Source organism: Sporosarcina sp. FSL K6-2383, from assembly GCF_038618305.1.
GTDB lineage: Bacteria > Bacillota > Bacilli > Bacillales_A > Planococcaceae > Sporosarcina.
Map to the genome: position 1 here is coordinate 3,343,259 of NZ_CP152017.1, position 26,870 is coordinate 3,370,128.

General features: G+C 42.4%; 25 protein-coding genes and 1 tRNA gene. 2 read left to right on the forward strand and 24 right to left on the reverse strand.

What is annotated here, in order from left to right:
* Positions 1 to 252: 252 nt before the first annotated feature.
* The 10 genes from eno to clpP all read right to left on the reverse strand — a co-directional run bounded on the left by eno (position 253) and on the right by clpP (position 11,076).
* On the reverse strand, positions 253 to 1,548 hold the full coding sequence (gene eno / locus MKZ10_RS16850) for a phosphopyruvate hydratase (RefSeq protein WP_342506141.1): 1,296 nt from the start codon (positions 1,546 to 1,548) through the stop codon (positions 253 to 255).
* 15 nt (positions 1,549 to 1,563) lie between these two features.
* Positions 1,564 to 3,090, reverse strand: a complete 1,527-nt coding sequence (gene gpmI / locus MKZ10_RS16855; protein ID WP_342506143.1) for a 2,3-bisphosphoglycerate-independent phosphoglycerate mutase — start codon at positions 3,088 to 3,090, stop codon at positions 1,564 to 1,566.
* Entirely contained in the window at positions 3,083 to 3,844 is a 762-nt protein-coding gene (gene tpiA, locus MKZ10_RS16860; protein WP_342506145.1) for a triose-phosphate isomerase, read from the reverse strand. The genes gpmI and tpiA overlap by 8 nt, the downstream gene beginning before the upstream one ends.
* A gap of 15 nt (positions 3,845 to 3,859) precedes the next feature.
* Positions 3,860 to 5,044 carry a phosphoglycerate kinase gene (locus MKZ10_RS16865; protein ID WP_342506147.1) on the reverse strand — a complete coding sequence of 395 codons (1,185 nt, stop codon included), beginning with the start codon at positions 5,042 to 5,044 and terminating at the stop codon, positions 3,860 to 3,862.
* Between the two features lie 133 nt (positions 5,045 to 5,177).
* Positions 5,178 to 6,185 (reverse strand): type I glyceraldehyde-3-phosphate dehydrogenase, encoded by a 1,008-nt coding sequence (gene gap, locus MKZ10_RS16870; RefSeq protein ID WP_342506150.1) that lies wholly within the window; start codon positions 6,183 to 6,185, stop codon positions 5,178 to 5,180.
* 92 nt (positions 6,186 to 6,277) lie between these two features.
* Positions 6,278 to 7,309, reverse strand: a complete 1,032-nt coding sequence (locus MKZ10_RS16875; protein WP_342510264.1) for a sugar-binding domain-containing protein — start codon at positions 7,307 to 7,309, stop codon at positions 6,278 to 6,280.
* Between the two features lie 159 nt (positions 7,310 to 7,468).
* On the reverse strand, positions 7,469 to 7,705 hold the full coding sequence (locus tag MKZ10_RS16880) for a glutaredoxin family protein (RefSeq protein WP_342506152.1): 237 nt from the start codon (positions 7,703 to 7,705) through the stop codon (positions 7,469 to 7,471).
* A gap of 302 nt (positions 7,706 to 8,007) precedes the next feature.
* Positions 8,008 to 9,036 (reverse strand): type 2 isopentenyl-diphosphate Delta-isomerase, encoded by a 1,029-nt coding sequence (gene fni / locus MKZ10_RS16885; protein WP_342506154.1) that lies wholly within the window; start codon positions 9,034 to 9,036, stop codon positions 8,008 to 8,010.
* Positions 9,037 to 9,114: 78 nt separating this feature from the next.
* The gene (locus tag MKZ10_RS16890) at positions 9,115 to 9,927 is read right to left on the reverse strand and encodes a squalene/phytoene synthase family protein (protein WP_342506156.1); all 813 of its coding nucleotides are present in this window, start codon (positions 9,925 to 9,927) and stop codon (positions 9,115 to 9,117) included.
* 549 nt (positions 9,928 to 10,476) lie between these two features.
* Complete coding sequence (gene clpP, locus MKZ10_RS16895; protein ID WP_342506158.1) at positions 10,477 to 11,076, reverse strand: ATP-dependent Clp endopeptidase proteolytic subunit ClpP; 600 nt, start codon at positions 11,074 to 11,076, stop codon at positions 10,477 to 10,479.
* A gap of 190 nt (positions 11,077 to 11,266) precedes the next feature.
* On the opposite strand from clpP, the gene MKZ10_RS16900 reads away from it, so the two are divergent.
* Positions 11,267 to 11,338 (forward strand) — tRNA-Arg (locus tag MKZ10_RS16900).
* Between the two features lie 138 nt (positions 11,339 to 11,476).
* Here the strand turns inward: MKZ10_RS16900 and MKZ10_RS16905 are convergent.
* From MKZ10_RS16905 to hprK, 12 genes are all read right to left on the reverse strand, one after another.
* Positions 11,477 to 11,734 carry an HPr family phosphocarrier protein gene (locus tag MKZ10_RS16905; RefSeq protein ID WP_342506159.1) on the reverse strand — a complete coding sequence of 86 codons (258 nt, stop codon included), beginning with the start codon at positions 11,732 to 11,734 and terminating at the stop codon, positions 11,477 to 11,479.
* 25 nt (positions 11,735 to 11,759) lie between these two features.
* On the reverse strand, positions 11,760 to 12,704 hold the full coding sequence (gene whiA, locus MKZ10_RS16910; protein WP_342506161.1) for a DNA-binding protein WhiA: 945 nt from the start codon (positions 12,702 to 12,704) through the stop codon (positions 11,760 to 11,762).
* 36 nt (positions 12,705 to 12,740) lie between these two features.
* A complete protein-coding gene (locus tag MKZ10_RS16915; RefSeq protein ID WP_342506163.1) occupies positions 12,741 to 13,718 on the reverse strand; it encodes a gluconeogenesis factor YvcK family protein in 978 nt (325 codons plus the stop codon).
* 4 nt (positions 13,719 to 13,722) lie between these two features.
* On the reverse strand, positions 13,723 to 14,613 hold the full coding sequence (gene rapZ, locus MKZ10_RS16920; RefSeq protein ID WP_342506165.1) for an RNase adapter RapZ: 891 nt from the start codon (positions 14,611 to 14,613) through the stop codon (positions 13,723 to 13,725).
* Complete coding sequence (locus MKZ10_RS16925) at positions 14,610 to 15,092, reverse strand: NUDIX domain-containing protein (protein WP_342506167.1); 483 nt, start codon at positions 15,090 to 15,092, stop codon at positions 14,610 to 14,612. Before MKZ10_RS16925 ends, rapZ begins: the two co-directional genes overlap by 4 nt.
* A 224-nt stretch (positions 15,093 to 15,316) precedes the next feature.
* Complete coding sequence (gene trxB, locus MKZ10_RS16930) at positions 15,317 to 16,267, reverse strand: thioredoxin-disulfide reductase (RefSeq protein ID WP_203248703.1); 951 nt, start codon at positions 16,265 to 16,267, stop codon at positions 15,317 to 15,319.
* 89 nt (positions 16,268 to 16,356) lie between these two features.
* Positions 16,357 to 17,880, reverse strand: coding sequence for a tetratricopeptide repeat protein (locus MKZ10_RS16935; protein WP_342506173.1), 1,524 nt, complete (start codon positions 17,878 to 17,880; stop codon positions 16,357 to 16,359).
* Between the two features lie 95 nt (positions 17,881 to 17,975).
* Positions 17,976 to 18,491: an acyltransferase gene (locus tag MKZ10_RS16940; protein WP_342506175.1), complete on the reverse strand. Its 516-nt coding sequence runs from the start codon at positions 18,489 to 18,491 to the stop codon at positions 17,976 to 17,978.
* Complete coding sequence (gene ppaX / locus MKZ10_RS16945) at positions 18,488 to 19,141, reverse strand: pyrophosphatase PpaX (protein ID WP_342506177.1); 654 nt, start codon at positions 19,139 to 19,141, stop codon at positions 18,488 to 18,490. The genes MKZ10_RS16940 and ppaX overlap by 4 nt, the downstream gene beginning before the upstream one ends.
* A complete protein-coding gene (locus MKZ10_RS16950; RefSeq protein ID WP_342506179.1) occupies positions 19,134 to 20,078 on the reverse strand; it encodes a nucleoside recognition domain-containing protein in 945 nt (314 codons plus the stop codon). Before MKZ10_RS16950 ends, ppaX begins: the two co-directional genes overlap by 8 nt.
* Before the next feature lie 14 nt (positions 20,079 to 20,092).
* Positions 20,093 to 20,902, reverse strand: a complete 810-nt coding sequence (gene lgt, locus MKZ10_RS16955) for a prolipoprotein diacylglyceryl transferase (RefSeq protein ID WP_342506181.1) — start codon at positions 20,900 to 20,902, stop codon at positions 20,093 to 20,095.
* Between the two features lie 3 nt (positions 20,903 to 20,905).
* On the reverse strand, positions 20,906 to 21,856 hold the full coding sequence (gene hprK, locus MKZ10_RS16960; protein ID WP_342506182.1) for an HPr(Ser) kinase/phosphatase: 951 nt from the start codon (positions 21,854 to 21,856) through the stop codon (positions 20,906 to 20,908).
* Between the two features lie 136 nt (positions 21,857 to 21,992).
* Between hprK and MKZ10_RS16965 the strand changes: the two genes are divergently transcribed.
* The gene (locus MKZ10_RS16965; protein WP_342506184.1) at positions 21,993 to 22,550 is read left to right on the forward strand and encodes an N-acetylmuramoyl-L-alanine amidase; all 558 of its coding nucleotides are present in this window, start codon (positions 21,993 to 21,995) and stop codon (positions 22,548 to 22,550) included.
* Between the two features lie 175 nt (positions 22,551 to 22,725).
* Here MKZ10_RS16965 and MKZ10_RS16970 read toward each other — a convergent pair whose 3' ends face one another.
* Positions 22,726 to 23,919 (reverse strand): DUF4097 family beta strand repeat-containing protein, encoded by a 1,194-nt coding sequence (locus tag MKZ10_RS16970; RefSeq protein WP_342506186.1) that lies wholly within the window; start codon positions 23,917 to 23,919, stop codon positions 22,726 to 22,728.
* A 79-nt stretch (positions 23,920 to 23,998) separates the two neighbouring features.
* A complete protein-coding gene (gene uvrA, locus MKZ10_RS16975) occupies positions 23,999 to 26,866 on the reverse strand; it encodes an excinuclease ABC subunit UvrA (protein ID WP_342506188.1) in 2,868 nt (955 codons plus the stop codon).
* Positions 26,867 to 26,870 lie beyond the last annotated feature (4 nt).

The following is a 26,870-nucleotide window of genomic DNA, read 5'->3' on the forward strand; positions in this document are numbered from 1 at the left end:
TTACCAAAAATAAGCTGTCGACACAACCTTTTGTTCTACAATTCGTTTTTATGAATGAACAGCAGGGCTATGCGGTAGTATTTAGTTGCTGAACGGTAGTAAATGTACCCTGAGCGGTAGTATTCACCCGCCGAACGGTAGTAACCGTACCCCGAGCGGTAGTAACACACTTTATGCGGTAGTTTCCCGATCCCCCAAAAAAACCCACCTGAGAGTCTCCTGCAGACTCCCGAAGTGGGATTTCCATCATAATTATTTTTTCAAGTTATAGAAAGTTTTAGCACCTAAATATTCAGCTGTGTCGTCAAGCTGATCTTCGATGCGAAGCAATTGGTTGTATTTCGCAACGCGATCCGTACGTGACGGAGCACCTGTCTTGATTTGACCAGCGTTTGTTGCTACTGCGATATCAGCAATTGTTGTATCTTCTGATTCACCAGAACGGTGAGAGATAACAGCTGTAAAGCCAGCGCGTTTCGCCATTTCGATTGCATCAAACGTTTCCGTCAATGTACCGATTTGGTTCACTTTAATAAGGATCGAGTTACTGATTCCTTCTTCGATTCCGCGTGATAATTTCTCAGTGTTTGTAACGAACAGGTCATCTCCAACAAGTTGAACTGTTTTGCCAAGGCGTTCTGTTAATAGCTTGTGGCCCGCCCAGTCGTTTTCGTCCAAACCGTCTTCGATTGAAATGATTGGGTATTTCTCGCACATTTCAGCATACCAATCAACCATTTCAGCAGATGTCTTCACGATACCTTCGCCTGAAAGATTGTATGTGCCATCTTCTTTATTGTAAATTTCAGATGCAGCAACGTCCATTGCAAGAAGAACTTCCTCGCCTGGCTTGTAGCCTGCTTTTTCGATTGCTTCAATGATTGTAGACAATGCTTCTTCGTTAGAAGATAGGTTCGGAGCAAATCCGCCTTCATCCCCAACAGAAGTGTTCAAACCTTTTGCCTGCAATACAGCTTTCAAGCTATGGAAAATTTCAGTCCCCATGCGTAGACCGTGGCGGAATGATTCTGCGCCTACTGGCATCACCATGAATTCTTGAATATCGACGTTGTTATCCGCGTGCTCTCCGCCATTCAAAATGTTCATCATTGGAACTGGCAATTGTTTTGCATTGACACCACCAAGGTATTGGTAAAGTGGAATATCTAGGTAATCTGCAGCTGCACGTGCTACTGCCATAGATACGCCAAGAATTGCGTTAGCACCCAATTTCCCTTTGTTTGGTGTACCATCAAGTTCGATCAACGCTTTGTCGATTGTTACTTGATCCAAAACAGAGTACATTTCTTCTAGGTCGTCAGCAATAACATCATTGACGTGTTCAACTGCTTTTAGAACTCCTTTACCGAGGTAACGATTTTTGTCGCCATCACGTAGTTCAACTGCTTCATATTCACCTGTTGATGCTCCTGATGGAACGATTGCACGGCCAAATGCGCCGCTCTCTGTGAATACTTCAACCTCTACCGTTGGATTTCCTCGTGAATCAAGTACTTCTCTTGCCTGGACAATTGTAATAACTGGCATGTTAGTCTCCCCTTTTTAAAATAATGGTGTGCCGGTCATTTCTACCGGTTGTTCAAGCTCTAATAATTTTAGCATTGTTGGTGCAAGGTCTGCGAGTATACCGCCTTCACGTAGCACAATATCCGATTTTGTCACAATGACTGGCACCGGATTTGTCGTGTGTGCGGTCATTGGCGAACCTTCTAATGTCATGACCTCATCGGCATTCCCATGATCGGCCGTAACAATTGCCATACCACCCTTCGCATGTAAAGCAGTAACGATTTTACCTAAACAAGTATCGACTGTTTCAATCGCTTTAATCGTCGGCTCTAGCATTCCACTATGACCGACCATATCTGGGTTGGCAAAGTTCAAGAGTATCGCGTCATAACGATCCGCCTCAATGCCTTCAATCAGTGCTTCTGTTACTTCAAAGGCACTCATTTCCGGCTTTAGATCGTAGGTTGCTACTTTCGGCGAAGCAATTAAAATCCGTTCTTCACCCGCAAACTTTTCTTCCCTACCGCCACTCATAAAGAAAGTGACGTGTGGGTATTTCTCAGTTTCTGCAATACGCAATTGTGTTAATCCATTATGGGCAATCACTTCACCTAGCGTATTCTCTAAGTTTTGACTGCTAAAGACAACATCCGCAGCAACTTCGTCACTATAATGTGTGAACGTGACAAACTTCAAATCTGCAAACTTATTAGCGCCTGTGTCAAAACCGTCAAACGTAGCGTCTGTAAACGTGCGAGATAGCTGAATCGCTCGGTCAGGACGGAAGTTAAAGAATACGACCGCATCCCCATCCTCGACAGTTGCAACAGGTTTACCTAGCTCTTCGATAACGAATGGCACGACGAATTCATCATGGATACCACGCTCATACGACGCGAGCACGCCTGCAGTTGGCGTCGCCGCTGTTAAGGCTGTGCCGTCAACGATTGCATGATAGGCTTTCTCCACACGTTCCCAGCGCTTATCCCGATCCATCGCATAATAGCGACCCGAAATACTGGCAAACTTTCCAACGCCAATTTCCTGCATCACTGTTTCTGTTTTCTCGATATAATCAAGAGCCGTTTGTGGACCTACATCGCGTCCGTCCAAAAATGCATGAACAAACACTTTATCAATGCCATTCAACTTTGCAAGACGTAACAGCGCAAACAAATGCTCATAATGGCTATGTACGCCACCGTCAGATAGCAATCCCATGAGATGAAGTGCCGTACCGCGTTGCTTGGCATGGGCAATCGCACCTAAAAGTGCTTCTTTATCAAAGAAATCTGCTTCTCTAATGGATTTGTTAATACGTGTCAAACTTTGGTAGACAATACGACCAGCTCCAATATTGAGATGCCCTACTTCCGAGTTCCCCATTTGGCCTTCCGGAAGTCCTACCGCCTCTCCGCTAGCTGTTAACGTAGTATGCGGAAAGTTATTCCATAGGTGATCGTAATTTGGCTTTTTCGACAGCGCAACTGCATTACCTAGTTGTTCATCGCGTAGCCCAAATCCATCTAAAATAATTAGTGCGACCGGACTTTTACTCATGTGCTCCAGCCTCAACCAATTTTAAGAATGATGCTGGTTCAAGGCTTGCGCCACCAACAAGTGCACCGTCAATATGCTCCATTGACAGAAGTTCTTCAATATTATCTGGCTTTACGCTACCACCGTATTGAATACGAATGCTTGCCGCCACTGTTTCACTGTATAGTTCGCTAACTGTTGCACGGATTGCGCCACATACTTCATTGGCATCTTGTGCAGTTGCTGTTTTCCCTGTACCGATTGCCCAGATTGGCTCATATGCGATAACCGCTTTTTCCGCTTGTGCCGCACTGATGCCTTCAAATGCTTTCTTCACTTGGGCAGCAACTAGCTCAACCGTTTGGCCTGCTTCGCGCTGTTCAAGTGTTTCACCCACACAAACAAGTGGTGTTAGGTTGTATTCGAATGCTGCATGGACTTTCAGATTGACGGACTCGTCTGTTTCATTGAAATATTGACGACGCTCTGAGTGACCTAGAACGACGTAGCCAACATCAATGCCAACTAGCATCGCTGGGCTGATTTCTCCTGTAAATGCGCCTTCTTTCACATCGGACATCGTCTGTGCGCCAATGCCTAAAGCTGAACCTTTTGTTAGCTGTGCCAACTCTGAAAGGTATAGAGATGGCGGACAAATAACAGCTTCCACGTTATCCGAAACCGGAACCTTGCCTTTTACTTCCTCAACAAAGCTTCTTGCTTCCTCAACAGTTTTGTACATTTTCCAGTTACCCGCAATAATTCGTTTACGCAAAGCGATTCCCCCTCATCAGTTATCGTTTAGTGCAGAAACACCCGGTAAGTCTTTACCCTCCATAAATTCAAGAGAAGCGCCTCCACCAGTCGAAATATGATCCATTTTATCGGCAACGCCGAACTTTTCAACAGCTGCAGCTGAGTCGCCGCCACCAATGACTGTATAGCCTGCTGTGACTGCCATTGCTTGTGCAACACGTTTCGTGCCACCTGCAAATGGCTCTAACTCAAATACACCCATTGGGCCATTCCAAATGATCAATTTCGATTCTTCTATTACTTTTGCATACAATTCAGCTGTTTCAGTCCCAATATCGAGACCTTCCCAATCTGCAGGAATCGCATCATTTTTCACGACTTTCGTATTGGCATCTTTCGAAAAATCGTCTGCAATCGTCACATCTATCGGCAGATATAGCTTAACGCCGTTATCTTTTGCCTTTTGAATAAATGATTTTGCTAAGTCAATTTTATCTTCTTCAAGCAAAGACTTACCAATTTCATAGCCTTGCGCTTTCAAAAATGTGTAAGCCAAGCCGCCGCCAATAATCAAGTTGTCCACTTTGTCGAGCAAATGATTGATGACACCGATTTTGTCTTTCACTTTTGCTCCACCAATAATCGCTGTAAATGGACGCTCTGGCGTAGACAATGCTTTGCCAAGCACATCTAATTCTTTTTCAATTAACAAGCCTGATACTGCCGGAATATAGTCCGCGATACCCGCAGTGGATGCATGTGCACGGTGTGCAGCACCAAATGCGTCGTTAACAAATACATCTGCAAGGTCTGCAAAGTTTTTCGCAAGGTCAGCATCATTCTTTTCTTCCCCAGCATGGAATCGAACATTTTCAAGAAGGACAATATCGCCATTTTTCATAGAAGCGATTGCTTGTTCAACTTCTTGTCCAATAGACGTATCTAATTTAAGAACTGGTTTACCAATTAGCTCGGCTAGTTTTTCGCCAGCTACAGTCAGGCGCATTTCTTCGTTCACTTCGCCGTTTGGACGACCCAGGTGACTGGCAAGAATAACTTTTGCTCCTTGTTCTACCATGTATTCAATTGTTGGGATTGCTGCACGGATTCGTGTAACATCCGTTACTTGTCCATTTTCCATCGGTACATTGAAATCCACGCGGCAAAATACGCGTTGTCCTTCCAGTTGCATATCTTTCATCGTCTTTTTTGACTTCATGAAACATGCCCACCTCCATATTATTTATCTCAAAAAAAGGAGGAACGGGGTAATCCCCCGCTCCTCTTACCCAACTTTATTATAAGCGGTATCTATTTTATTGGCTATATTTATCAGCGAAAAGGTCAGCTGATTATAGTCCTTTGCCGTGCATGTAAAGTGCAAGGTCGATACAACGAGCAGAGTAACCTGATTCGTTATCATACCAAGAAATAACTTTTACCATGTTGTCTGCAAGAACCATTGTTGACAAGCCATCGATTGTTGAAGATGCTGTGTTGCCGTTATAGTCTCTTGAAACAAGTGGCAATTCATTGTAAACAAGAACGCCAGCTAATTCGTTTTCAGATGCTTCTTTAAGAGCAGCATTTACTTCTTCTACTGTTACGTTTTGTTTAAGGTCAGCAACGAAGTCAACTAGTGAAACGTTTGGAGTTGGTACGCGAACTGCCATACCATCTAATTTACCTGCCAATGCTGGGATAACTTTTGTAACTGCTGATGCAGCACCAGTAGTTGTTGGAATCATGTTTTCAGCAGCTGCACGTGCACGACGGTAGTCGCTGTGTGGCAAGTCTAGGATTTTTTGGTCATTTGTATAAGAGTGAACAGTTGTCATCATACCGCGCTCGATACCAAACTTGTCGTTCAATACTTTTACAATTGGAGCAAGACAGTTTGTCGTACATGATGCATTCGATACGATTTTATCATCTGCTGCATTGTATGTTTCGTGGTTAACACCCATAACAAGCATTGGAATATCGCCTTTTGCTGGTGCTGACAAGATAACACGCTTCGCACCTGCTTCAATGTGCTTGTTAAGTCCTTCGCGGTCTGTGAATACACCTGTTGAATCGATAACCACATCAATTCCAAGCTCTCCCCATGGAAGATCTGCAGGGTTTCTTTCAGCGTATACTTTAATATTTTTACCATTCACAACTAAGCTATTGCCTTCAGAGCTGATTTCCGCTTCGTTCACACCGTGTACAGAGTCATATTTAAGAAGATGAGCAAGCATTGCCGCATCCGTTAAATCGTTGATCGCAACGATTTCGATTTCCTCTTGTTGCAAAGCCTCGCGGAATACTTTACGCCCAATACGTCCAAATCCGTTAATTGCAAGTTTCATAGCCATAATAAATTACCTCCGAGTAGTTTTTTTATATTTTTTAAAACATTTATCCACTTTTACCTATTCCCTAAAAAATGAAGCCTTAATCCTAAAATTTATTTATTGATAAGCAGTTTCAGCATTTCATTTGCCGCACCTTCATCTGTAACTAAAATCGTTTGTTTCGGTGCGCTTGCCATATAAGCCAAGATGGCTTCTGCTTTGCTACTTCCACCAGCCACCGAAATGATAAGTGGAATCCGTTCCAAATGACTTGTCTGAATACCTACAGTACGCAGTCGATGAACGACGTTGCCATTTTTATCGAAATAGTAACCGAATGCCTCACCAATTGCTCCACTCTTTCGAAGCACTTGCTGCTCTTCTTCAGGTGTGTTACGCAGGACAGCCATCGTCTTTGCGTCACCAATTCCATGAAGAACACAATCTGTCGTTTCATAGAGGCTAAGCATCTTGACAACAAATGGTTCATTGCGAAACGCTTTTTGTGCTTCTTCACTTAACGACTCAGGGTAATAAAACGTACTATACGTTCCCCCACATGCTTCAGCAAAGAAAGCTGCGATCACATTTGCCTGTAAGCCGATATCGTCTCCGACACCGCCTCGCGCAGCGATAAACAACTGATCCGTTGTGTCACTAAACTTTTCGATATGCTGGGGAATTGCTGCAATTGTGCTCCCACCCGTAACGGCTACAATCTTGCCATCTCCGATTTTAGAGCTGAATTGCTTTGCAGCCTCCATGCCCAATAAACTTTTAGCAGTAGAGTCTCCATCTATATCGCAATTTCCAGCAACAACCTTGACAGAACGAATGCCTAAAAACTCTGTTAACTTTTTGGCAAGCGATGCGCGACCCGACCAGTCTTCCATAACAGACTCAAGCGTTTGTAACACTGAGCTACCTTCAACTGTAATCGATGCACCTTCTTTCGCAACATGAATCAGATTCTGTGCTCGAAGAATATCCATCATTGTTCGTGTTTCTCGCTCGGAAAGACCAGCAATCTGACCGAGTGGACGCCTTCCGATAGGACCAGACATCTTAATAAGTTTCAACATCCGGTATCTTTGTTGCATCAGTTCCATCATTTCAGGTACGAGTTTCCTTTGCGCTTCCATCATAGCGTTCAATTGTTCCTCCTTTCAGCCTCAAGGACATATGCTGTCCCATAGAACTGAAAAATGTCCCACGTAGAACAAAAAAATATTTACAACCTAATTGTATACCATCTTCTCTCATTAATCAACAAAAACAATCTGTTTTCAGAATTCGCCGGGGCTTTATCTGAATTCATATAAATTAATGATCTCTACATAGCCAATCGAACCGAACAATAATACGTCACCATCTTTTTCTAAGACCGGAATCATCAACATATATTTCTCATGGCTCTCATCATCCATTTCAATATTGACCTCATCCCACGTAAGTGGATAATCCTCTTGCACGAGTTTCATCATTGCCTTTGCTTCCTCACAAAGATGACAATTTGGTTTTGTATAGAATGTTACATGCATCGTCAAACACCCCAGGATATTCAGAATACCCCCAGTATAATTGAAAAATGACTGATAGGCACTACATATGTTTCACATCCACATTTGGCATGATACTCACCTCCGCTATTAATATGCACTGATAATGCATTTTCACTCTTGGAATTTATTACTAAATGAATCCATACAAAAAAGGCTACATAAATTATGCAACCTTACTTTTGATTTTCATTCACGATTTGATTATTTTCATTTGCATTCAAATTAAGGTACTAAGAGACACTCCTGTTTGTCAGTACTCAAGTGTCAATAGGGTCCTCATCTTATCGTTCCTTCAAACGCGAGGTGTTCTTCAATTCCCGAATCGTCTGCGCCCCGATTCCGAACATTGCCATCTGAAGTTCCATTTCCCGGATTTCCATCACTTCAAGGACATCCTGCGGACTTTGGGTCGCTTCCTTCAGTATGGATCGACCGAATCCAACAAGGTCGGCACCCAATGCAATGGTCTTGGCACCATCTAGCCCCGTCCGCATCCCACCGCTGGCAATCAGAGGACGATTCCCAATCTCTCTGCGAACTAACCTAATAGATTCAGCCGTCGGAATTCCCCATTCGCTGAATGCTTCGGCGGCAACACGCCGGATTGGATCTTTGGCGCGGAACTTCTCTACCTGACTCCAAGAAGTACCTCCCGCTCCGGCAACATCGATAAATGCAACACCAGCCTCACTTAAGCTTTTAGCTGTCTGACCATCGATTCCCCAACCGACTTCCTTGATTCCGACTGGAACCTCTAGCGTACTGCATAGTTGTTCAATCTTCCTTAATAACCCTTTAAAGTTTGTATCTCCCTTTTCCTGAATCACTTCCTGAATGCTGTTCAAATGAAGGACAAGCATATCCGCCTCAGTTATATCGATAATCTTCCTGCATTCCTCGACACTATATCCGTAATTGAACTGAACAGCCCCCAGGTTTGCAATGATCGGAACACTCGGGGCGTACTTCCTCATTAAGAAAGAAGAAGGATGTCCATCACTATCGAGCAGCGCACGAGTGGATCCCAGCGCAAGCGCCCAGCCCCTTTCTTCAGCCGCTACTGCTAGGTTTCGGTTAATTGTCTCGGCAAGTGCCGTCCCGCCCGTCATGGAACTGATAAGGAACGGCGTTTTGCATTCAAATCCGAGGAATTTCGTTTCAATGGAAATTTCATCAAATGCGATTTCGGGAAGTGCATTATGGATAAACGTAAACGACTCTAATCCCGTGGTGATTGACTCCCCCGTAACCTTTTCGTTTAGCGTAATTTGAATATGATCCGATTTTCTTTGCTCGATTGAATTGGCCAACGCCAACACCTGCCTTTACCATCTAAATTCTAAGCAATTTCGCTGTTGTTCTTTGTTGCATACAGCAGATTACAAACTTTAATGGAGTTGAACTTCTTTCACCGTTTGTTCTACTTCTGCTCGTGATATTTTTTCACGTCCCTCTTTCATCGCTTTTAACGATTTATGAGCTAAGGCAAGCGGCAGTCGGCAAAATAATAAAATAGTTTTCTTACTGAGAGATTTCATATATTCATCTGCCTTTGCCAAGTTTTCATCTGCATACTCGAACAGTTCTGCACGACTCCAACCATCAGGAACAAAGCTTACACTACGTTCATCCAAATCTTCCTTCTCATTGCGCAAGATATTTACCGCCTGAAGCCCACGTCCATAACCAATTGCAAGTTCGCGGTCTGTTTGTGCTTCTCCATAATGCTCCCAGAGGTCCGACAGCATAACGCCAACAAGCCCTGCAACGTAATATGTATAATCATCCAAATCTTCACGGGTATGGATTTCCCAGTTTGCTTTTGCCCATTTTGCCATTCCAGTTGCCATTTCACACGCAGCATTCATCACGATTGGCAAAACATCTTTCGGACAAGCCTGTAGCCAATCTTCTAAACGAAGTGAAACCTCAGGCATTTGATCTTTTGTCGATCCAAGGATTCTTAGATACGCTTCGTTATCAAATGGTTGTTTAAATAATTCACTTACTTGCATTAAAATTGTACTTTTTACATCATTGGTCAATTCTTCATGATCTTCTATTTCATCAATTGCCCGAAATACTAAATAAGCAGATGCAACCGAATGCTTTAACTCTTTCTGCAAAAAAGTAATCGGAATATAAAATGTACGACTCGTCTCTTTTAGTACACGCATTGCATCTTTCGGAAACATACTCATTCGAATTCCGTACCTCCCTTTTCAATTTTGTCTATACTCATTATCGTAACTGAATTTTAAAAAATATACACTAAAAAAGAGAATAATATCGGATTATCGATTACGCCTTGGCGTAATTGCGTCGGGATTTTGAATTGAGCTTGAGGCCAGCACGATGCTGGTCATGCAACCGTGCCACAGGATGTGGCGGTCTTAGACTGCCTTCCTTGACTCCTTTCAAAATCCCTGACATCCGCCGGAGGCTTTATCTGAGTTCAGCCGGGGTTTGAACCCCCACTGCACAGTAAAACCATCACATTCATCCCACCACTTAAGGAAGTGGGGGTTTTCTGTAGCTGACGCTTCGCTTTCAGTACAAAAGCATTTGCTGAAATCAGATAAATACCCGAGAATTGATAATAAGCGCTTCCAATGGATAAATTCACTTTTTCCTAACCGATATAATTGTCTCCACAACACACCAATTACTAAAAACCACACTAAACTTTCTTCATATGTAAAAATAATCTAAGAAAAGCCGATCCATTCAATGGATCGGCTTCAACGTGATTATTTTTTTTCTTTCATATCGCTATTTGAAATAATGTGGTCAATCAAACCGTATTCCTTTGCACGTTCTGCTGTCATAAAGTTATCGCGATCAGTGTCTCTTGCAAGAACTTCAATCGATTGTCCTGTACGCTCTGCAAGAATGCTGTTTAGCTTCTCACGAAGGAACAGAATACGCTTCGCTGCAATTTCAATTTCTGTCGCCTGGCCTTGTGCACCGCCAAGTGGCTGGTGAATCATCACTTCCGCATTTGGAAGAGAATATCGCTTACCTTTCGTACCAGCTGCAAGAAGGAAAGAACCCATTGAAGCAGCCATCCCGATACAAATTGTTTGTACATCAGGTTTGATGAACTGCATTGTATCGTAAATTGCCATCCCAGCTGTAATACTTCCGCCTGGGCTATTGATGTAAATCGAGATATCTTTTTCTGGATCTTCTGCTTCAAGGAATAAAAGCTGTGCGACGATAGAGTTTGACACGTTGTCGTCAATTGCACTACCAAGCATAATAATTCTGTCTTTCAATAAACGGGAATAAATATCGTAAGCCCGCTCTCCACGACTCGTCTGTTCAATTACTGTAGGTATTAGATTCATTCCATTTCCTCCTTCAAGGTGGATAGTGTTGTCAGTCTGTTGAAACGCACTTCCGCTTCAACTGTAATTTTATCATACATAGTATGGTCAACAAAGGTCAAATATAACGCTCCCAAAATAACTATTGCATTCGTCTAACCGCATTAGTATAATGGAGTTTGTCTGCTACAAGGCAGTTTATGAATAATGGGTCCTCGTGGTGCAATGGATAGCACGTAAGCCTCCGAAGCTTAAAATGTGGGTTCGACTCCCGCCGAGGGCATTCCCACCCGTCATTGTGTATGCAATGACGGGTATTTTATTGCCCCAAAAAGCTTAGCCCTCAACTTCTCTCATTATTCATAATAAAAAACCGTCTCCAACTATCAAATTACGATACGAAAACGGCTAGGTTTGTTATTTATTTTTCATTTTCAACAAGGACGGAAAGTGTACTTAACGCCTGTTCTTCGTCAATGCCTTCAGCAATGAGTGTAACCGATGTGCCTCGTGCGATTGCGAGACTCATTATCCCCATAATACTTTTCGCATTTACTTGCCGGTTTTCTTTCTTCAAAAACACATCTGATGTAAAACGATTTGCCTCCTGGACAAAAAGTGCTGCTTGCCTTGCTTGTAAACCTGATTTCAATTTCACTTCCACTGTTTGTTCTGCCATGAATTCCCCAACTCCTGTCTATTTGTCAGCTTCCAATGCCCCCATTACGGAGATTTTCTGCAATTTCCTCTATTTTTCTTAAACGATGATTCACGCCTGACTTACTAACCGTTCCACCTGAAACCAATTCGCCAAGCTCTTTCAATGTAATATCCTGATTGTCCACACGTAGTCTTGCAATTTCTTGTAATCTATCAGGCAATTGCCCTAAACCAATTGTACTCTCGATAAATTTTATGTTTTCAACTTGGCGCTGAGCAGCCCCAATTGTCTTATTCAAATTCGCAGTTTCACAATTGACAAGCCTGTTTACGCTATTTCGCATATCGCGAATGATTCGCACATCCTCAAATTTCATCAAGGAGACATGCGCTCCAACAATGCTTAGAAAGTCTGATATTTTCTCAGCTTCCTTCAAATAGGCAATATACCCTTTTTTGCGTTCAATCGACTTGCCATTAAGCTGATACTTATTCATCAATTCAACAAGTGCTTCACTATGCTCCTTGTAAATCGAAAAAATTTCAAGATGATAAGAGGATGTCTCAGGATTGTTAACCGAACCACCCGCTAGAAAGGCACCTCTTAAATATGCCCGCTGACAGCATTTCTTTTTTACGATTGCCGGTGATATTTCATTTTTAAATTGAAAAGTGCCGGTCAAAATAAGTAAATCTTCTAGAAGCGGCTTTGCACCGTCTCTTATTCGGCAAATATACACATTATTTTTTTTCAAACGCATTTTTTTCCGCACAAGCAGTTCTACCTTATAGGGATACAAGCGTTTTAAATTTGAATACAAACGCCTCGCAATCGCGGCATTTTCAGTTTGCACATCAAGGCTTAGTTGTTTGTTTGAAAAGGACAGTGCACCATTCATTCTAATGAAAGCTGCTACCTCCGCCTTTACACAACAATCATCCGCCTCAATTTGAGTCATTTCTTTCTTTGTCTCTGAAGCAAAAGACATGATTTTTCAAGTCCCCTTTCCCGGCGACGATCACGTCTAATCCGTTTTTATAGCACTATCTATATAATCCATGAGCAAATTAGCAACTTTATCAGAGTCATGCATCACATTTTTACCATTCACCAACGCTATATTCTTCACAATGACATCAGGGACAAGTCGTTGAATGTTCTCCAAATCGTTAATAACAGACCACGGTGGTTCCGTTTGCTCCTTCTTACCTAACAACACCGCAATGTCGGCGCCATTCAATAATACCGCATCTAGGAATGCTTCGCCTGCGTGATCATATAACGCTTGGACATGCTCTGAGGCAGTATAGCGATACGTTTCGCCTGCTTGCGTCGTCAAATTACCAATATATATTTTTTTCGCCTTACATGCTAGAACGGCTTCACGTATCGCTGGAACGAGTATTGTCGGTAAAATGCTTGTATACAAACTACCTGGACCAAAAACAAGTAAGTCCGCACCCATTATCGTATCAACAGTTTCTGGGAGTGGCTCTGCTTCTTGGGGAGACATATACACCTTACGGATTTTCCGACCATATACCGGAATTTTAGACTCTCCTGTTACGATTGTGCCATCTTCCAGTTCCGCATGCAATGTAATCCTTTGATTAGCAGCCGGTAACACTTTTCCTTTAATATTCAACACGAAACTCATTTGCTCGATAGCACGGGCAAAATCACCTGTAATATCTGTCATCGCAGCTAGCATTAAATTGCCTAGTGAATGCCCTTTCAAATCTTCCGAGGATGAAAAACGGTATTGAAACATCCTCTCGATAAGGGGTTCAACATCTGAAAGCGCTGCCAAGACCTGACGGATATCACCCGGAGGGGGGATATCGTATTCGTCAAGAAGTCTACCCGAGCTTCCTCCATCATCAGCCACAGACACAACTGCCGTCAAGTCAATATGATGACTCTTTAGACCTCGTAACAGTGTAGACAATCCGGTTCCGCCACCGAAGGCAACTACTTTTTTCAATTTACCGGATCGAGACATGATGTCATTCCTTTCTCTTTTCAATATCTCGATGCGTTATGAGAGTCCGGTATTCATCCTTAAATCTCGCTCCAAAAAATTCGGCTAGCGTGACTGAACGATGCTGCCCTCCTGTACAACCAAACGCGACGACAGCTTGCGATTTGCCTTCATTTTTATACTGCGGAATTAAAAACTTAAACAAATCGGACAATTTTTCAATGAGTATTTGTGTATCGCTCCACTTCAATACATAGTCGTACACATCTTTATCAAGCCCCGTTTGCACCTTTAACTCCTGAATATAAAATGGATTCGGCAGGAATCGTACATCAAATACGACGTCAGCATCTATTGGCATTCCATGCTTAAAGCCAAATGAGATAAAGTTTACAGTGAAACCAGCACCTTCTTTTGTAGAGAATTCAGCCATAATTTTTTCACGTAATGCTCTTGGCTTCAAGCTCGAGGTTTGATAAATAGAGCGTGCTCTTCCTTTCAATTCAGATAGCAAAAGGCGTTCTTTGCGAATACCTGTTAGCAGTAATCCACCTTCCGCTAAAGGATGCGAGCGTCTCGTTTCTTTATAGCGCCGGACAAGCGTCTCATCATCTGCATCAAGGAATAAGATACGTGAAGATACACCTTCCATCCGTAGCAGATCATCGAGCGCGCCGATGAGCGAATCGAAAAGGTCGCCGCCCCGCGTATCCATAACAGCTGCGATACGTCTCATTCGATTTTCCGACTTCATCATAAGGTCAAGGAACATGACTAACAATTCCGGTGGCAAATTATCTATACAATAAAACCCAAGATCCTCGAAGCTTTGCATCGCTACTGTCTTACCTGCACCTGACATGCCTGTAATAATGACAATTTCTACATCGCTATTTGGTGTTTCTATTTCCGTCATCGTCCATCACCTTCCTTTGATCGTTGAATTTCTTCTTTCAATAATTTAAAGTCTTCCGTGTAAGAAAAAGTACCATATTGCGTGCCATATTGCGTGACAGCAAACAGTAAATTTGTGCGATCCCCCTCCGCCATTGGAAGGGTTTGTAAACTCGCAACAGGATGCCATTCAAGCACCCCTTCTGCCGTTGTCTCAAAGGGAACCCCAATTAGATCACGTGCCATAAATGTATAGAGCATCCACTCATCCAAAACGCGCTGCCCAGCGTCATCCATCATAACCATTGTGTAAACGCCCTTTAAATGCGGCTCAACAGCTTCAGCACCTGTTTCTTCCATGAACTCCCTCATTGCAGACTCGTATACCGACTCGCCGGGGTCCATTTTTCCTCCTGGCGCTACATACCAATCCCGACGTGGTTTTTTTAATAATAATACTTGACCGTCTTTCACAACGACTAAGTTTGCGATTTTTTGCATTTGTCTATCCTCACCTTTTTAAGCGCATACATTCATTATACAACGGATTCGAGATAAACAAAACGAAAAAGGAGGCCATCTACTAGGAAATTCTAGTAGATGGCCTTTTTTGTAAGTAGCTATATCAAAAGGGGGGTCAATTGATACTTCTAGTATACCTTTAAGATGTTGCATTCCTGTTACAACCATATTAAGGTTACGTTAAAATAAGTTACCCTAAAGTACTAGGCTTTAGCACCTAGTTTTTCCATCAGCTCTTCAACATATTTTTGCACAGCTTGCGCGGCAATACTGCCGTCACCTGTTGCTGTAACTACTTGGCGTAACAATTTTTCACGCACATCCCCAGCAGCGTAAATTCCTGGCACAGACGTTTCCATAATGTCATTCGTCTTTACATAGCCATTTTCATCAAGAATACCTAGTTTTTCAAAAGGAGCTGTTAATGGATCCATTCCAATATAGACGAACACACCATCTGTTTCAAATTCCTTTTCCGAACCATCAATCGTTGAAACAAGTGTAACTGAACCGACCTTACCATCTTTGTCGTTCACTTGTTTAACCGTTGAATTCCACACAAAGTCAATCTTGTCGTTCGCAAACGCACGATCTTGAAGAATCTTTTGTGCACGCAACTCATCACGACGGTGAACAATCGTTACTTTGTCTGCAAAGCGTGTTAAATACGATCCCTCTTCAACAGCAGAGTCACCACCACCGATAACGACAAGCTCTTTTTTGCGGAAGAATGCACCGTCACAAACCGCACAATAACTTACACCACGGCCAGTCAAATCATTCTCACCTGGAATACCCATTTTTCGATATTCCGCACCCGTTGTAATAATAATGGCACGCGCTTTATATTCTTTGCCACCCGCAACAATTGTTTTAAAGCTTTCGCCATCAATTACGTCTGTTACATCGCCATATGCATATTCAGCACCGAATTTCTTCGCATGCTCAAACATTTTTGTAGATAAATCCGGACCTAAAATCGTTTCAAATCCAGGATAGTTTTCAATTTCCTCTGTATTGGCCATTTGACCACCAGGTATTCCGCGTTCCAACATTAACGTCGACAAATTCCCGCGAGATGTATAAACAGCCGCTGTCATTCCAGCAGGCCCAGCACCAATAATAATGACATCATAGATTTTTTCGGTTGTCATGTAAATTTCCTCCTTGACTACATTGATTCTTTCCAAATCGTATAAGATTGGCTAGCCTCGTTCAACTTTTCTGCTTGTTAAGTAGTCGATTACGCATCAAAATGTGGCAGAAATTCGATTAATTCCTCCACATACTTCGTTAACGTTGGAACAGATATACCAAAGTCTTGCGCAATTGCCTTTTTCGTAACACCCGAATAACGCGATGATTGGAACATATAATCGGCTGCAGCCGCAAGTGCAGCTGGATTACGGAACAGATAATAACGACTCAGTCCCGTTTCACAAAGTGTAAACCACATTTGGAAAAGATGTGTCGCTTGCTTATCCAACGGCCGATACTTGGCATAAAGCAAATCCGTCGTTTCAAGTGCCCTTAAAAACGATTTGTCAAAAGTCGTTGCTGGCATGAAATCATAATCGATTCCACTCGCCAAGAACAATTTCTCCAAATCACTTAATTTATCCACATCAATATAAGAAGGATGTGAGATAATTTCCTGCTTATGACCTGACTTACCGAGCAAATAAAATCCAAACATCCGCTCACTTCTGTAACTATTTTGAATTTTGTCCAACAAAAACTCCCGATCCTGTTCAAGTGAATCGGCTTGAATATCTGATTGGACATCCTTCCACGGCTCATATCCAACCTTCGTCGGATCCATCTCCACTAATGTTGCATACGCTTCTCTTGCCACTTCCTCATGTCCGGAAAAGTAAGCACAATGCGATAACCAGAAATAATAGCCTGCATCTCCTTGAAAACCACGCTTTTGTAAACTTCGCAGCCAGTTATAAGCCTCTTTATGTCTACCTACAAGCGCAAATGTCGCTCCTAGCTTGTAACGATGTTCGAATTGATAAGGCTTAATCTTCACTAACAAATCAACAAGCGACTCTAACTCTTCTTCTTTTTTTTCATAATAATAAAAGACCGCAAGATTGCAGAGAGCGTGTATATTCCCCTTGTTTTTACTTAAAATTTCATGTAACAACACACTAGCCTGCTCCGTTTTACCAACATAAAAATAAGCTAACGCCAGGTTATTGTAAGCTGCCCAAAACTCTGGGTAATCCACAATAATCGACTCAAGTAGTTCTACTGCTTCGTCAAACTTACCTGACTCCATAAGACTCCGTGCTTTTTCTTGAAGAAAATAGACTTCGCCATCAGGCATTTCATCTTCTTTATTAAAGGGTTCTTCTTGTTCTGCAAAGTCGATAATCTCCATCGATTCATCTGCAAACGGACCATCTGGATCGAGCTCTATATACTTTTCCGCATACATTCTAGCATCACGCAACATCCCCAGATGCGCATGCACTTCCGCCAAATAGAAAATAATTTCCTCTTCAGATGGTGCTATTGTATGTGCAGTCATCAGTAGTTCATGGGCTTCCTCAAAACGGCCTTCCTCCATGACGAGCACACCATATTGCATAAGAATATCGGAATCATTCGGACTCAATTCCGTGGCTCTTTTCAAATATCTATGCGCATCATCAAAACGGTCACGCTGCATCGCCTGAAGTGCTTTATTATAATAAAATTCACCGTCTGGAATGAACGAAATAATTTTTTTATCCTGCATCTTACGCTGTTTGTCCAATCATATTCCCCCGAAAAAATAAGAAGGAACGCGCTATACGTTCCTTCCCGTATTGTTGCCTATTATAACATAACTTACACCAACGCAATTCTTTTTCAATTATTTTGCTGACGCTCTCTCATCTGTTCTTGTGTAAAGATGATAGCTACCGGATTTCCACCTGCAAAGACACCTGGTGGAATATCTCGGTTAACGAGAGATGCTGCAGAAATAATTGCCCCGTCACCAATTTCCACACCCGGAAGAATCGTCGTATTCGCTCCAATCAACACATTTTTGCCAATTACAACATCGCCAATACGATATTCATCGATCAAATATTCATGGGCAAGAATGGTTGTGTTAAAACCAATAATCGAGTTATCTCCTACTTTAATTCGCTCTGGAAACATAACATCCGGCATGACCATGAGCGCAAATGAAGTTTTTTGTCCCACTTCCATTTTTAAAAATGTGCGAAACAGAAAATTTTTCATCGGGATAAAGGGTGTATATCTAGACAATTGAATCACTGCAAAGTTTTTTGCCACCTTGAAAAACGATACTGTTTTGTAAATATGCCACAGTGAGTTTGCTCCGCCTTTTGCCGGGTGCCGTTCAGTACGTCTCAAACCTCTTCACCTTTTACAATGCGTAATAAATCCGTAATATGCTGTAGCATATAATCCGGTTGAAACGTCTGTAAAAACGCTTCTCCTTTTGCAGACCACGCCACACCCGCCGTACGGACCCCCGCATTTTTTCCACCCTCAATATCATGGTAATTATCACCGACCATGAGGGCTTCGTCCGCAGTAGCTCCCAGTCGTTCAAGCGCCAGTAAAATCGGCTCTGGATCTGGCTTCGTTTTTGTTACGTCATCCATTCCAATTACAGCGTCAAAGACATTATCTACCTCGAGGAGATCGAGTCCTTTGAAGAGCATATCATTTCTCTTCGTCGAGACGACTGCCATTTTCAAACCCGCCGCCTTTAGCAACTTCAACGTTTCAGAGACACCGTCAAACTCACTGGCAAGTTCATCGTGCATCTTTCTATTCCATGCTCTATATTCAGCAATGAGTTCCTCTGTCCTGTCAGGATCAACCGAGTGGAACGTTTCATACAGCGTCGGCCCCAAAAATGGCAAAATATCTACCCGGTCATATTTCCCTGGATAACGATTCCCAAGAACATATTCAAACGTCTGCATGATCAATTCATTCGTATCCATTAACGTTCCATCAAAATCAAATAACAATGTCGTAATTGGTTTAGCCATCTGCAACTGACACCTCTTTCTCTTTCTGTAATTCGGTCCGTTTCCAAACATACGCAATGATAATGGTCAAGACGAACGCCGTCACAATGCGGATTATCAGCAACGGAAGAATAGGAATACCTAGCGGCATAAAAATCAGCGTATCTTCAACAACTGCATGACAGGCTACAAGAAAAATGAACGCCAAAGTTGCATCCTTCTTACTAACGCCATCCTCTTGTACAGCTTGAATCATGACACCAGCCCCATAGGCAAGGCCGATCACTAATCCTGCCACAAGCGTCATAGATGCATTTGGTTGTACACCAATGACTTTCGTAAATGGTGCCAGCTTCTCCGAAAACTTTTGCAAGTAATTCCGATCTTTCAAAAATTGCACGATAATCATTAATGGAATGACGATAAGTGCCAGTTGCAGCACACCAAAAGATGCTTTTTGGACACCCAGCAAGCCGATTTCTAACCAGCCATCGGGCAGTTCTGTCACTTTAGGGGCCATCCCATAACGTGCTGTTTCGCCTCCGCCTTGCCATAATAGATTAATGATAATACCCGAGAATGCTGCCAATCCAAAACGCACAACCAGTACAATCCACAGCTTCACGCCGACTTTCAGCGCAACACCCGTTTCGATAAACAAATTATGCGAAAATGACAGCATAGCAGCGATGATGAATACTTCCTTCACCGTCAATTCCAACGATAGAATCCCTGCAATTCCTGCATATAAGTTGAGTGCGTTACCAAGCACTAACGGAATCGCAGCTTCTCCACTTAAACCGAATAACCCCATAATCGGTGCAATTAACTGAATAACCCAAGGCAAAACAGGTGTATGCTGTAAAATAACGACGAGGATAGTAATAGGGAATATAATTTTCCCTAATGTCCACGTTGTCCGTAACCCTGCTTTCAGACCATTTTGAAGCGTCCCCATTTCGTAAACCCCTTTTATTTATCCTGATACGTCACTTTAACTTTTTGAACATAGCGTCTGACGATAAAAATAGCGATTCCTAGTATAATCGTCACAACAGATACCAGTTGTGCAGCTCTCAGCTCACCAATCACATATAAACTATCTGTACGCATTCCTTCGATAAAGAAACGTCCCGCTGAATACCAAACAAGGTAGAACAAAAACATTTCGCCCCGCTTCAAGCTCACTTTACGTAGTAGCAAAATAATAATAAGTCCAACGATATTCCACATCGACTCATAGAGAAATGTCGGATGATAAGTGACGCCCTCGATGGTCATTTGATTCATAATCCAATCCGGAATAATTGTCGTTTCAAGGAATTTGGCAGAAACAGGACCACCATGTGCTTCCTGATTCATAAAATTTCCCCAACGCCCAATAATTTGACCTATCAATAGTCCAGCCGCCGCAATATCAACTGTTTTCCAAAATGAAATCCCACGACGTTTCGTATATATATATGCTGTCAAAAATGCACCAATGAGTGCACCATGAATGGCGATTCCACCCTGCCAAATTTGTATAATTTGCCCTGGATGGTCTTTATAATAATCCCATGAAAAAATAACGTAATAGATACGCGCAGATATAATTGAAATGGGAACTGCCCAGATAAGTAGATCCGTTAGAAAATCTGGATGCATTCCTCGTTTGACCATTTCTTTTTGAACGACGATAAATGCCAGTACGATACCAAGTGCTATTAAAATACCATACCACCTGACTTCGATTGAGCCTAAAGAAAAGGCAACTGGGTTAATGGCTAGTAAATCAAACATAAATTATTCTGCCCCTTCCACATTAGGCTGCTCTGGATTATTGACAATGGCGCTATTCACTCTATTCGCGAATTCTTCTGCTGCATTAACTCCCAGTCTTTTCATCCGATAATCCATCGCAGCCACCTCAATAATAACAGACAGATTTCGACCTGGACGTACCGGAACGGTTAGTTTCGTCAATTCCGAATCCATAATTTTCAACTTCTTCTCATCAATACCAAGTCGATCATAAATTTTAGTTGGATCCCAAATTTCTAAATCAACAACTATCAAAATCCGCTTGTCACTTTTAATGGCACTTGCACCAAATAGTGTCATCATATCAACGATTCCAACACCACGGATTTCAAGCATATGTTCAAGCAACTTTGGTGGACTTCCAATGAGTACATTCTTCGCTACTTGTCTAATCTCCACAAGGTCATCCGCTACAAGTCGATGTCCTCTCTTAACAAGTTCAAGAGCTGTCTCACTTTTCCCGACACCACTACTACCTGTGATGAGTACGCCAATTCCATAGACATCGACAAGCACACCATGGAGCGCCGTCATCGGTGCAAGTCTACCACCCAAAAAATTCGTCAGCATACCCGAGAAACGAGTCGTTGGAACATCCGTAAATAACAAAGGAACACCGTTCTCAGTAGCGGCATCTAACAATTCTACCGGTATTTCCATCTCATGTGCCACAATAATAGCTGGTGGTTTAGGTGAACAAAGCCTTTGCATTCGGTCTAGTCGTTCATCATCCGTCAATTTCTCAAAAAATGATAATTCTGTTTTACCAAGGAGTTGGATGCGTTCCGCCAAATAAAAATTAAAATAACCTGCCATCTCAAGGCCAGGTCTTGAAATATCACTCGTATGTATTGGTTGGTCAAGCCCAGATTCTCCAGCACTCAATTCTAGAAATAACGCTTCTTGAACATCTCTTACTGTTACAAAAGACATAATAGTGCCCCCTTTTTCTATTTTTCAAACATCTATTCCCCATTTTAACATGCCCTTTTGGAAATGAAAAAATTTTGCACTACAGTAGTCCATTTTTCTCCTCTTTTTTCTATATAAAGGGTAAGGAGGGGAAGATATGATGAAAATAATGATTGATGCTGGCCATGGTCCGGAAACAGCAGGTAAACGGTCGCCGGATGAAGTATTACGAGAATTTAGCTTCAATAACGCTGTTGCAAATCTTGTTAAACAATATCTTGTTAAAGAAGGGCTGACAGTCTTCTTCGCACACAATGAACACAAAGATGTCCCACTTTCTGAACGAACGAGTTATGCCAACAAAATGAATGTCGACGCGTTCATCTCCATCCATGCAAATGCCTATGGAACTAATTGGAATAGCGCAAATGGCATTGAGACTTACATTTATCCGACTGCCAGTAAAGGGTCTGTAGTGCTCGCCTCCCTAGTTCAACGATCACTCATATCGGCATGCAACCGAACAGATCGCGGTGTGAAAAAGGCTAACTTCGCTGTTTTACGCGAAACCCGAATGCCTGCCGTACTTATCGAATGCGGATTCATGACGAATCGGCAGGAAGCTGCGTTATTGCTGAACCAAGCCTATCGACAGCAATGTGCCAGAGCAATTTCCTTTGCAATTACAGCATGGGTGTATCGGGGTAAAGTTTAAGACATCCGCCGGAGGCTTTATCTTCATTCAGCGGGTGTTTGGACATCCGCTGAACAAGGAAACAAAACAGCATTCATCTCTCCACATGGGGAGGTCGGAGTCTTCTGCTGAATGAAGATAAACAAAGACTGCCTCAACACCATCCAATGGTGTTGAGGCAGTCTCTTTTCTAGGCTCACTTTTCTTGCTTTGCATTATAACAAACGAGAACAGATCCCGTTTTTGCTTCGCCATAAATGTGGAGTGGGCTTGTATTGCCTTCGACATCTTTTTTAAAACGAATGCTGCGTTGCAGCAATTGTTCTTGCTCAGCAGTACGGTTAATATCATCTAGCTGTAAATCGAGACGTCCCATATTCGAAGCAATTTCACCCGATAGGGCAACTCCACTCGGGATATAAATTTCAACTGACCCACTCATCGTTTTAGCATCGATTTTCTCCGCTTCTGGATCCGTCGTTGTGACAACTACATGCCCGTTCAACGAATGTGCTTCTACATCCTTCACAGCGCCGTCAATGTAAACACGACCATTCAACGTTTCTGCTTCGATGCTGTTCCCCTTCACATTATTTAATGCGATAGAACCATTGGCCGTTTCAAATTCACCATCTTTAAACGTCAATCCAGCAACTTCAATCTTCCCGTTAGCTGTTTTAATTCGCACTGTTTCTGCGATTGCATCTTTCATCTTGAATGAGCCGTTTAAGAGACGTGCAGATATTTTTGCGTACTCTTTTTTAGGTACAAATAATTCTACGTTTACTTGGATCATTTTCAAATCACTTGAAATTCTAACTTTTCCTTCGTCATTGACGAATAATAATTTTTCCAGGAAATCAGCTTTCGCTTTTTCTTCTGAGTCTCCCGTATACGTTTTCACCGTGAATTCTGCGCGAATTTCATCTACTTCATCATGATGAATGGTCACTTTACCGTTATCAATATCAATAATCACTTCATCCACACCACTAGCTGGCTTTGTCTGTGCGTGATTGAATGTAATCGCGTTGCCAAAAGGCGAATCAAAATCAAAGGATTTCACTTTCTGGACAGCTGTTTGCATGAACTGCATGAAGCGCTCACCGACATTGGAAAAATCCTTGCGTAAATCATCTAGAAATTCATCCATAGAAGGACCTTCATCTTCTTTTTGTTCAAATTCAAATTCCTGTTTCGCCGACTGCTGTTGATCCGCTTGTTGTTCTTGTTTGAAAGACTCTTTTTTCTTTAGGGTTACTTCCTCTGTCTCACCTGGATTTGATGTTTCTTTGGATTGTCCCAGTGTTTCTAGAAGTGTTAGTGCCTCGTCTGTCGTGATCGTTCCGTTTTCTAGCATCGCTAAAATTCGTTGTCGTTCATTTTGCATCGTTGCGCCTCCTAGTATTATCGTAATACGGATTGCTCCGTTTTGTTATCTATATATACGACTGGCATCCAAAAAGGTTTCATCTTGATTCAGCAGCTTCAATTGCAACTGCCATTCGTTGACGATCTCGTTCAAGTATTGGCTTTAAATAATATCCGGTATATGATTTGTCACTTTCTGCAACTTTTTCTGGTGTCCCCGTCGCAATAATTTGTCCTCCCTTATCGCCGCCTTCAGGTCCAAGGTCGATAATATGATCGACTGTCTTAATGACGTCTAGGTTATGCTCGATAACGAGAACAGTATTGCCTGTATCGACAAGTCTTTGCAGGACAATCAAAAGCTTAGAGATATCATGTACATGCAGTCCTGTTGTCGGTTCATCGAGAATATAAAATGATTTACCATTCGAGCGTTTATGTAGCTCAGAAGCTAATTTCACACGCTGTGCTTCACCGCCCGATAAAGTTGTTGCAGGTTGTCCCAATTGGATGTAACCGAGTCCAACATCAACGATGGTCTGTAGTTTACGACTGATTTTCGGTATGTTTTCAAAAAAGACAAGTGCATCTTCAACAGTCATCCCTAATACTTCAGATATATTCTTGCCTTTGTAGAGTACTTCCAATGTTTCGCGATTATAGCGCTTGCCATGACATACTTCACAAGGGACATAGACATCCGGGAGGAAATGCATTTCAATTTTGATAATGCCATCTCCGCGACAAGCTTCACAGCGACCCCCTTTGACGTTAAAGCTAAAGCGTCCTTTTTTATACCCGCGTACCTTCGCTTCGTTTGTAGAAGCATAGACATCACGGACATCATCGAACATGCTCGTATATGTCGCCGGATTCGACCTTGGTGTGCGTCCGATTGGCGATTGGTCGATTTCAATTACTTTTTCTAGTTCTTCAAGGCCTTCAACAGATTTATGTTGACCCGCTTTTTGTTTAGAACGGTTCAGTTTCTGGGCAAGTACTTTGTAAAGAACTTCATTGATAAGCGTACTTTTCCCTGAACCCGATACGCCCGTAACAGCAATGAACTGCCCAAGTGGAATATCAACATTAACATTTTTTAAATTATTTTCAGAAGCGCCTTTAATGGAGATTTTTCGCCCGTCTGCTTTACGGCGTTCAACAGGTAGTGGTATATACTTCTTACCACTCAAATATTGGCCCGTTAACGATTTCGGATCATTCATCACTTTGTCGGGGGTGCCAGCGGAAACAATCTCGCCGCCCGCAACACCAGCACCCGGTCCGATATCAATCAAATAATCAGCTGCCATCATCGTATCTTCATCATGTTCAACAACGATGAGTGTATTGCCGATATCTCGCATGCTTTTCAATGTCTCGATGAGTCGATCATTGTCTCTTTGATGCAAGCCGATAGATGGTTCATCCAAAATATAGAGGACACCTGTTAACCGTGAACCAATTTGCGTAGCTAATCGAATACGTTGCGCTTCGCCGCCTGACAATGTACCTGACGCTCTAGATAAAGTTAAATAATCAAGTCCTACATTAATAAGGAAACCAAGTCGTTCATCAATTTCACGTAAAATCAGCTTGGCAATTTGAGCATCTTTTTCAGATAGTTGAAGATTTTTGAAAAACTGATCCGCTTCAACAATTGACAACTCCGTGACCTTACCAATATGGACTCCAGCTACTTTTACAGCAAGCGTCTCTTCTTTTAAACGATAGCCCGCACATGTCGGACAAGGGCGCTGCGCCATATACTTTTCCATTTGCTCACGAATATAATCGGAGGACGTTTCTTTAAAGCGACGTTCAATATTCGCTAAAACCCCTTCAAAATAAATATTGCTATCACGCGTGCCCCCAAATTCGTTCGTATAACGGAAGCGAATTTTTTCGTCTTGCGAGCCTTTTAATAGCTTATCCAATTCATCGTTAGGCAATTCACTAACAGGTACGTCCATTGAAATGCCAAAATGATCAGCGACTGTTTTTAATAACTCAGGATAGTATTGAGAACTCGTCGGCTCCCACGGTGCTATGGCGTGCTCACTTAACGTTCGTGACCAGTCAGGGATAATGAGGTCTGGATCGACTTCTTGCTTCGTTCCTAAGCCATCACAATCCTGACAAGCACCAAACGGACTATTAAACGAAAACATCCGCGGCTCCAGCTCACCTATTGAAAATCCACATAATGGACAAGCATGGTGCTCGCTAAACAGCAATTCTTCTCCGTCCATAACGTCGATGAGTACGGTACCTTCTGCTAGGCGTAACGCGGATTCAAGGGAGTCACTTAAACGGGCTGCGATATCTTCTTTCATCACAATCCGATCAATGACTACTTCAATATTATGCTTTTTGTTTTTATTCAACTCAATATTGTCATCTAAATCGATAATTTCTCCATTGACGCGAATACGCACATAGCCTTGTTTTTTAATATCTTCAATAAGCTTCACATGTGTCCCTTTACGACCCGAAACGATTGGTGCAAGAACTTGAATACGAGAGCGCTCTGGCAATTGCAAAAGTCGATCAACCATTTGTTGAATTGTCTGCGAAGATATTTCCGTGCCATGAATTGGACAAATCGGTTTCCCTACACGTGCATACAGCAATCGAAGATAATCATAAATTTCCGTTACTGTACCGACTGTAGAGCGCGGATTACGGCTAGTCGTTTTTTGGTCGATGGAAATCGCTGGCGATAAGCCTTCAATGACATCGACATCTGGCTTGTCCATCTGACCTAAAAACTGGCGTGCATATGCCGACAATGATTCAACATATCTTCGCTGTCCCTCAGCATAAATAGTGTCAAATGCCAATGAGGATTTCCCAGACCCTGACAAACCGGTCATCACGACAAGTTGGTCGCGCGGAATGGTAACGTCAATATTTTTCAGATTATGTGCTCTGGCACCTTGTATAACGATTTCATTATTTCTCATAGTT

Bases quoted from the DNA above. Each gene is read 5' to 3' on its own strand.
- eno (WP_342506141.1), bottom strand. From the start codon at position 1,548: ATGCCAGTTATTACAATTGTCCAGGCAAGAGAAGTACTTGATTCACGA.
- gpmI (WP_342506143.1), bottom strand. From the start codon at position 3,090: ATGAGTAAAAGTCCGGTCGCACTAATTATTTTAGATGGATTTGGGCTA.
- MKZ10_RS16865 (WP_342506147.1), bottom strand. From the start codon at position 5,044: ATGAAGTCAAAAAAGACGATGAAAGATATGCAACTGGAAGGACAACGC.
- gap (WP_342506150.1), bottom strand. From the start codon at position 6,185: ATGGCTATGAAACTTGCAATTAACGGATTTGGACGTATTGGGCGTAAA.
- MKZ10_RS16875 (WP_342510264.1), bottom strand. From the start codon at position 7,309: ATGATGGAAGCGCAAAGGAAACTCGTACCTGAAATGATGGAACTGATG.
- MKZ10_RS16880 (WP_342506152.1), bottom strand. From the start codon at position 7,705: ATGCATGTAACATTCTATACAAAACCAAATTGTCATCTTTGTGAGGAA.
- MKZ10_RS16890 (WP_342506156.1), bottom strand. From the start codon at position 9,927: ATGAGTATGTTTCCGAAAGATGCAATGCGTGTACTAAAAGAGACGAGT.
- clpP (WP_342506158.1), bottom strand. From the start codon at position 11,076: ATGAATCTAATACCTACAGTAATTGAACAGACGAGTCGTGGAGAGCGG.
- MKZ10_RS16905 (WP_342506159.1), bottom strand. From the start codon at position 11,734: ATGGCAGAACAAACAGTGGAAGTGAAATTGAAATCAGGTTTACAAGCA.
- whiA (WP_342506161.1), bottom strand. From the start codon at position 12,704: ATGTCTTTTGCTTCAGAGACAAAGAAAGAAATGACTCAAATTGAGGCG.
- MKZ10_RS16915 (WP_342506163.1), bottom strand. From the start codon at position 13,718: ATGTCTCGATCCGGTAAATTGAAAAAAGTAGTTGCCTTCGGTGGCGGA.
- rapZ (WP_342506165.1), bottom strand. From the start codon at position 14,613: ATGACGGAAATAGAAACACCAAATAGCGATGTAGAAATTGTCATTATT.
- MKZ10_RS16925 (WP_342506167.1), bottom strand. From the start codon at position 15,092: ATGCAAAAAATCGCAAACTTAGTCGTTGTGAAAGACGGTCAAGTATTA.
- trxB (WP_203248703.1), bottom strand. From the start codon at position 16,267: ATGACAACCGAAAAAATCTATGATGTCATTATTATTGGTGCTGGGCCT.
- ppaX (WP_342506177.1), bottom strand. From the start codon at position 19,141: ATGGCTAAACCAATTACGACATTGTTATTTGATTTTGATGGAACGTTA.
- MKZ10_RS16950 (WP_342506179.1), bottom strand. From the start codon at position 20,078: ATGGGGACGCTTCAAAATGGTCTGAAAGCAGGGTTACGGACAACGTGG.
- lgt (WP_342506181.1), bottom strand. From the start codon at position 20,902: ATGTTTGATTTACTAGCCATTAACCCAGTTGCCTTTTCTTTAGGCTCA.
- hprK (WP_342506182.1), bottom strand. From the start codon at position 21,856: ATGTCTTTTGTAACAGTAAGAGATGTTCAAGAAGCGTTATTTCTAGAA.
- MKZ10_RS16965 (WP_342506184.1), top strand. From the start codon at position 21,993: ATGATGAAAATAATGATTGATGCTGGCCATGGTCCGGAAACAGCAGGT.
- MKZ10_RS16970 (WP_342506186.1), bottom strand. From the start codon at position 23,919: ATGCAAAATGAACGACAACGAATTTTAGCGATGCTAGAAAACGGAACG.
- uvrA (WP_342506188.1), bottom strand. From the start codon at position 26,866: ATGAGAAATAATGAAATCGTTATACAAGGTGCCAGAGCACATAATCTG.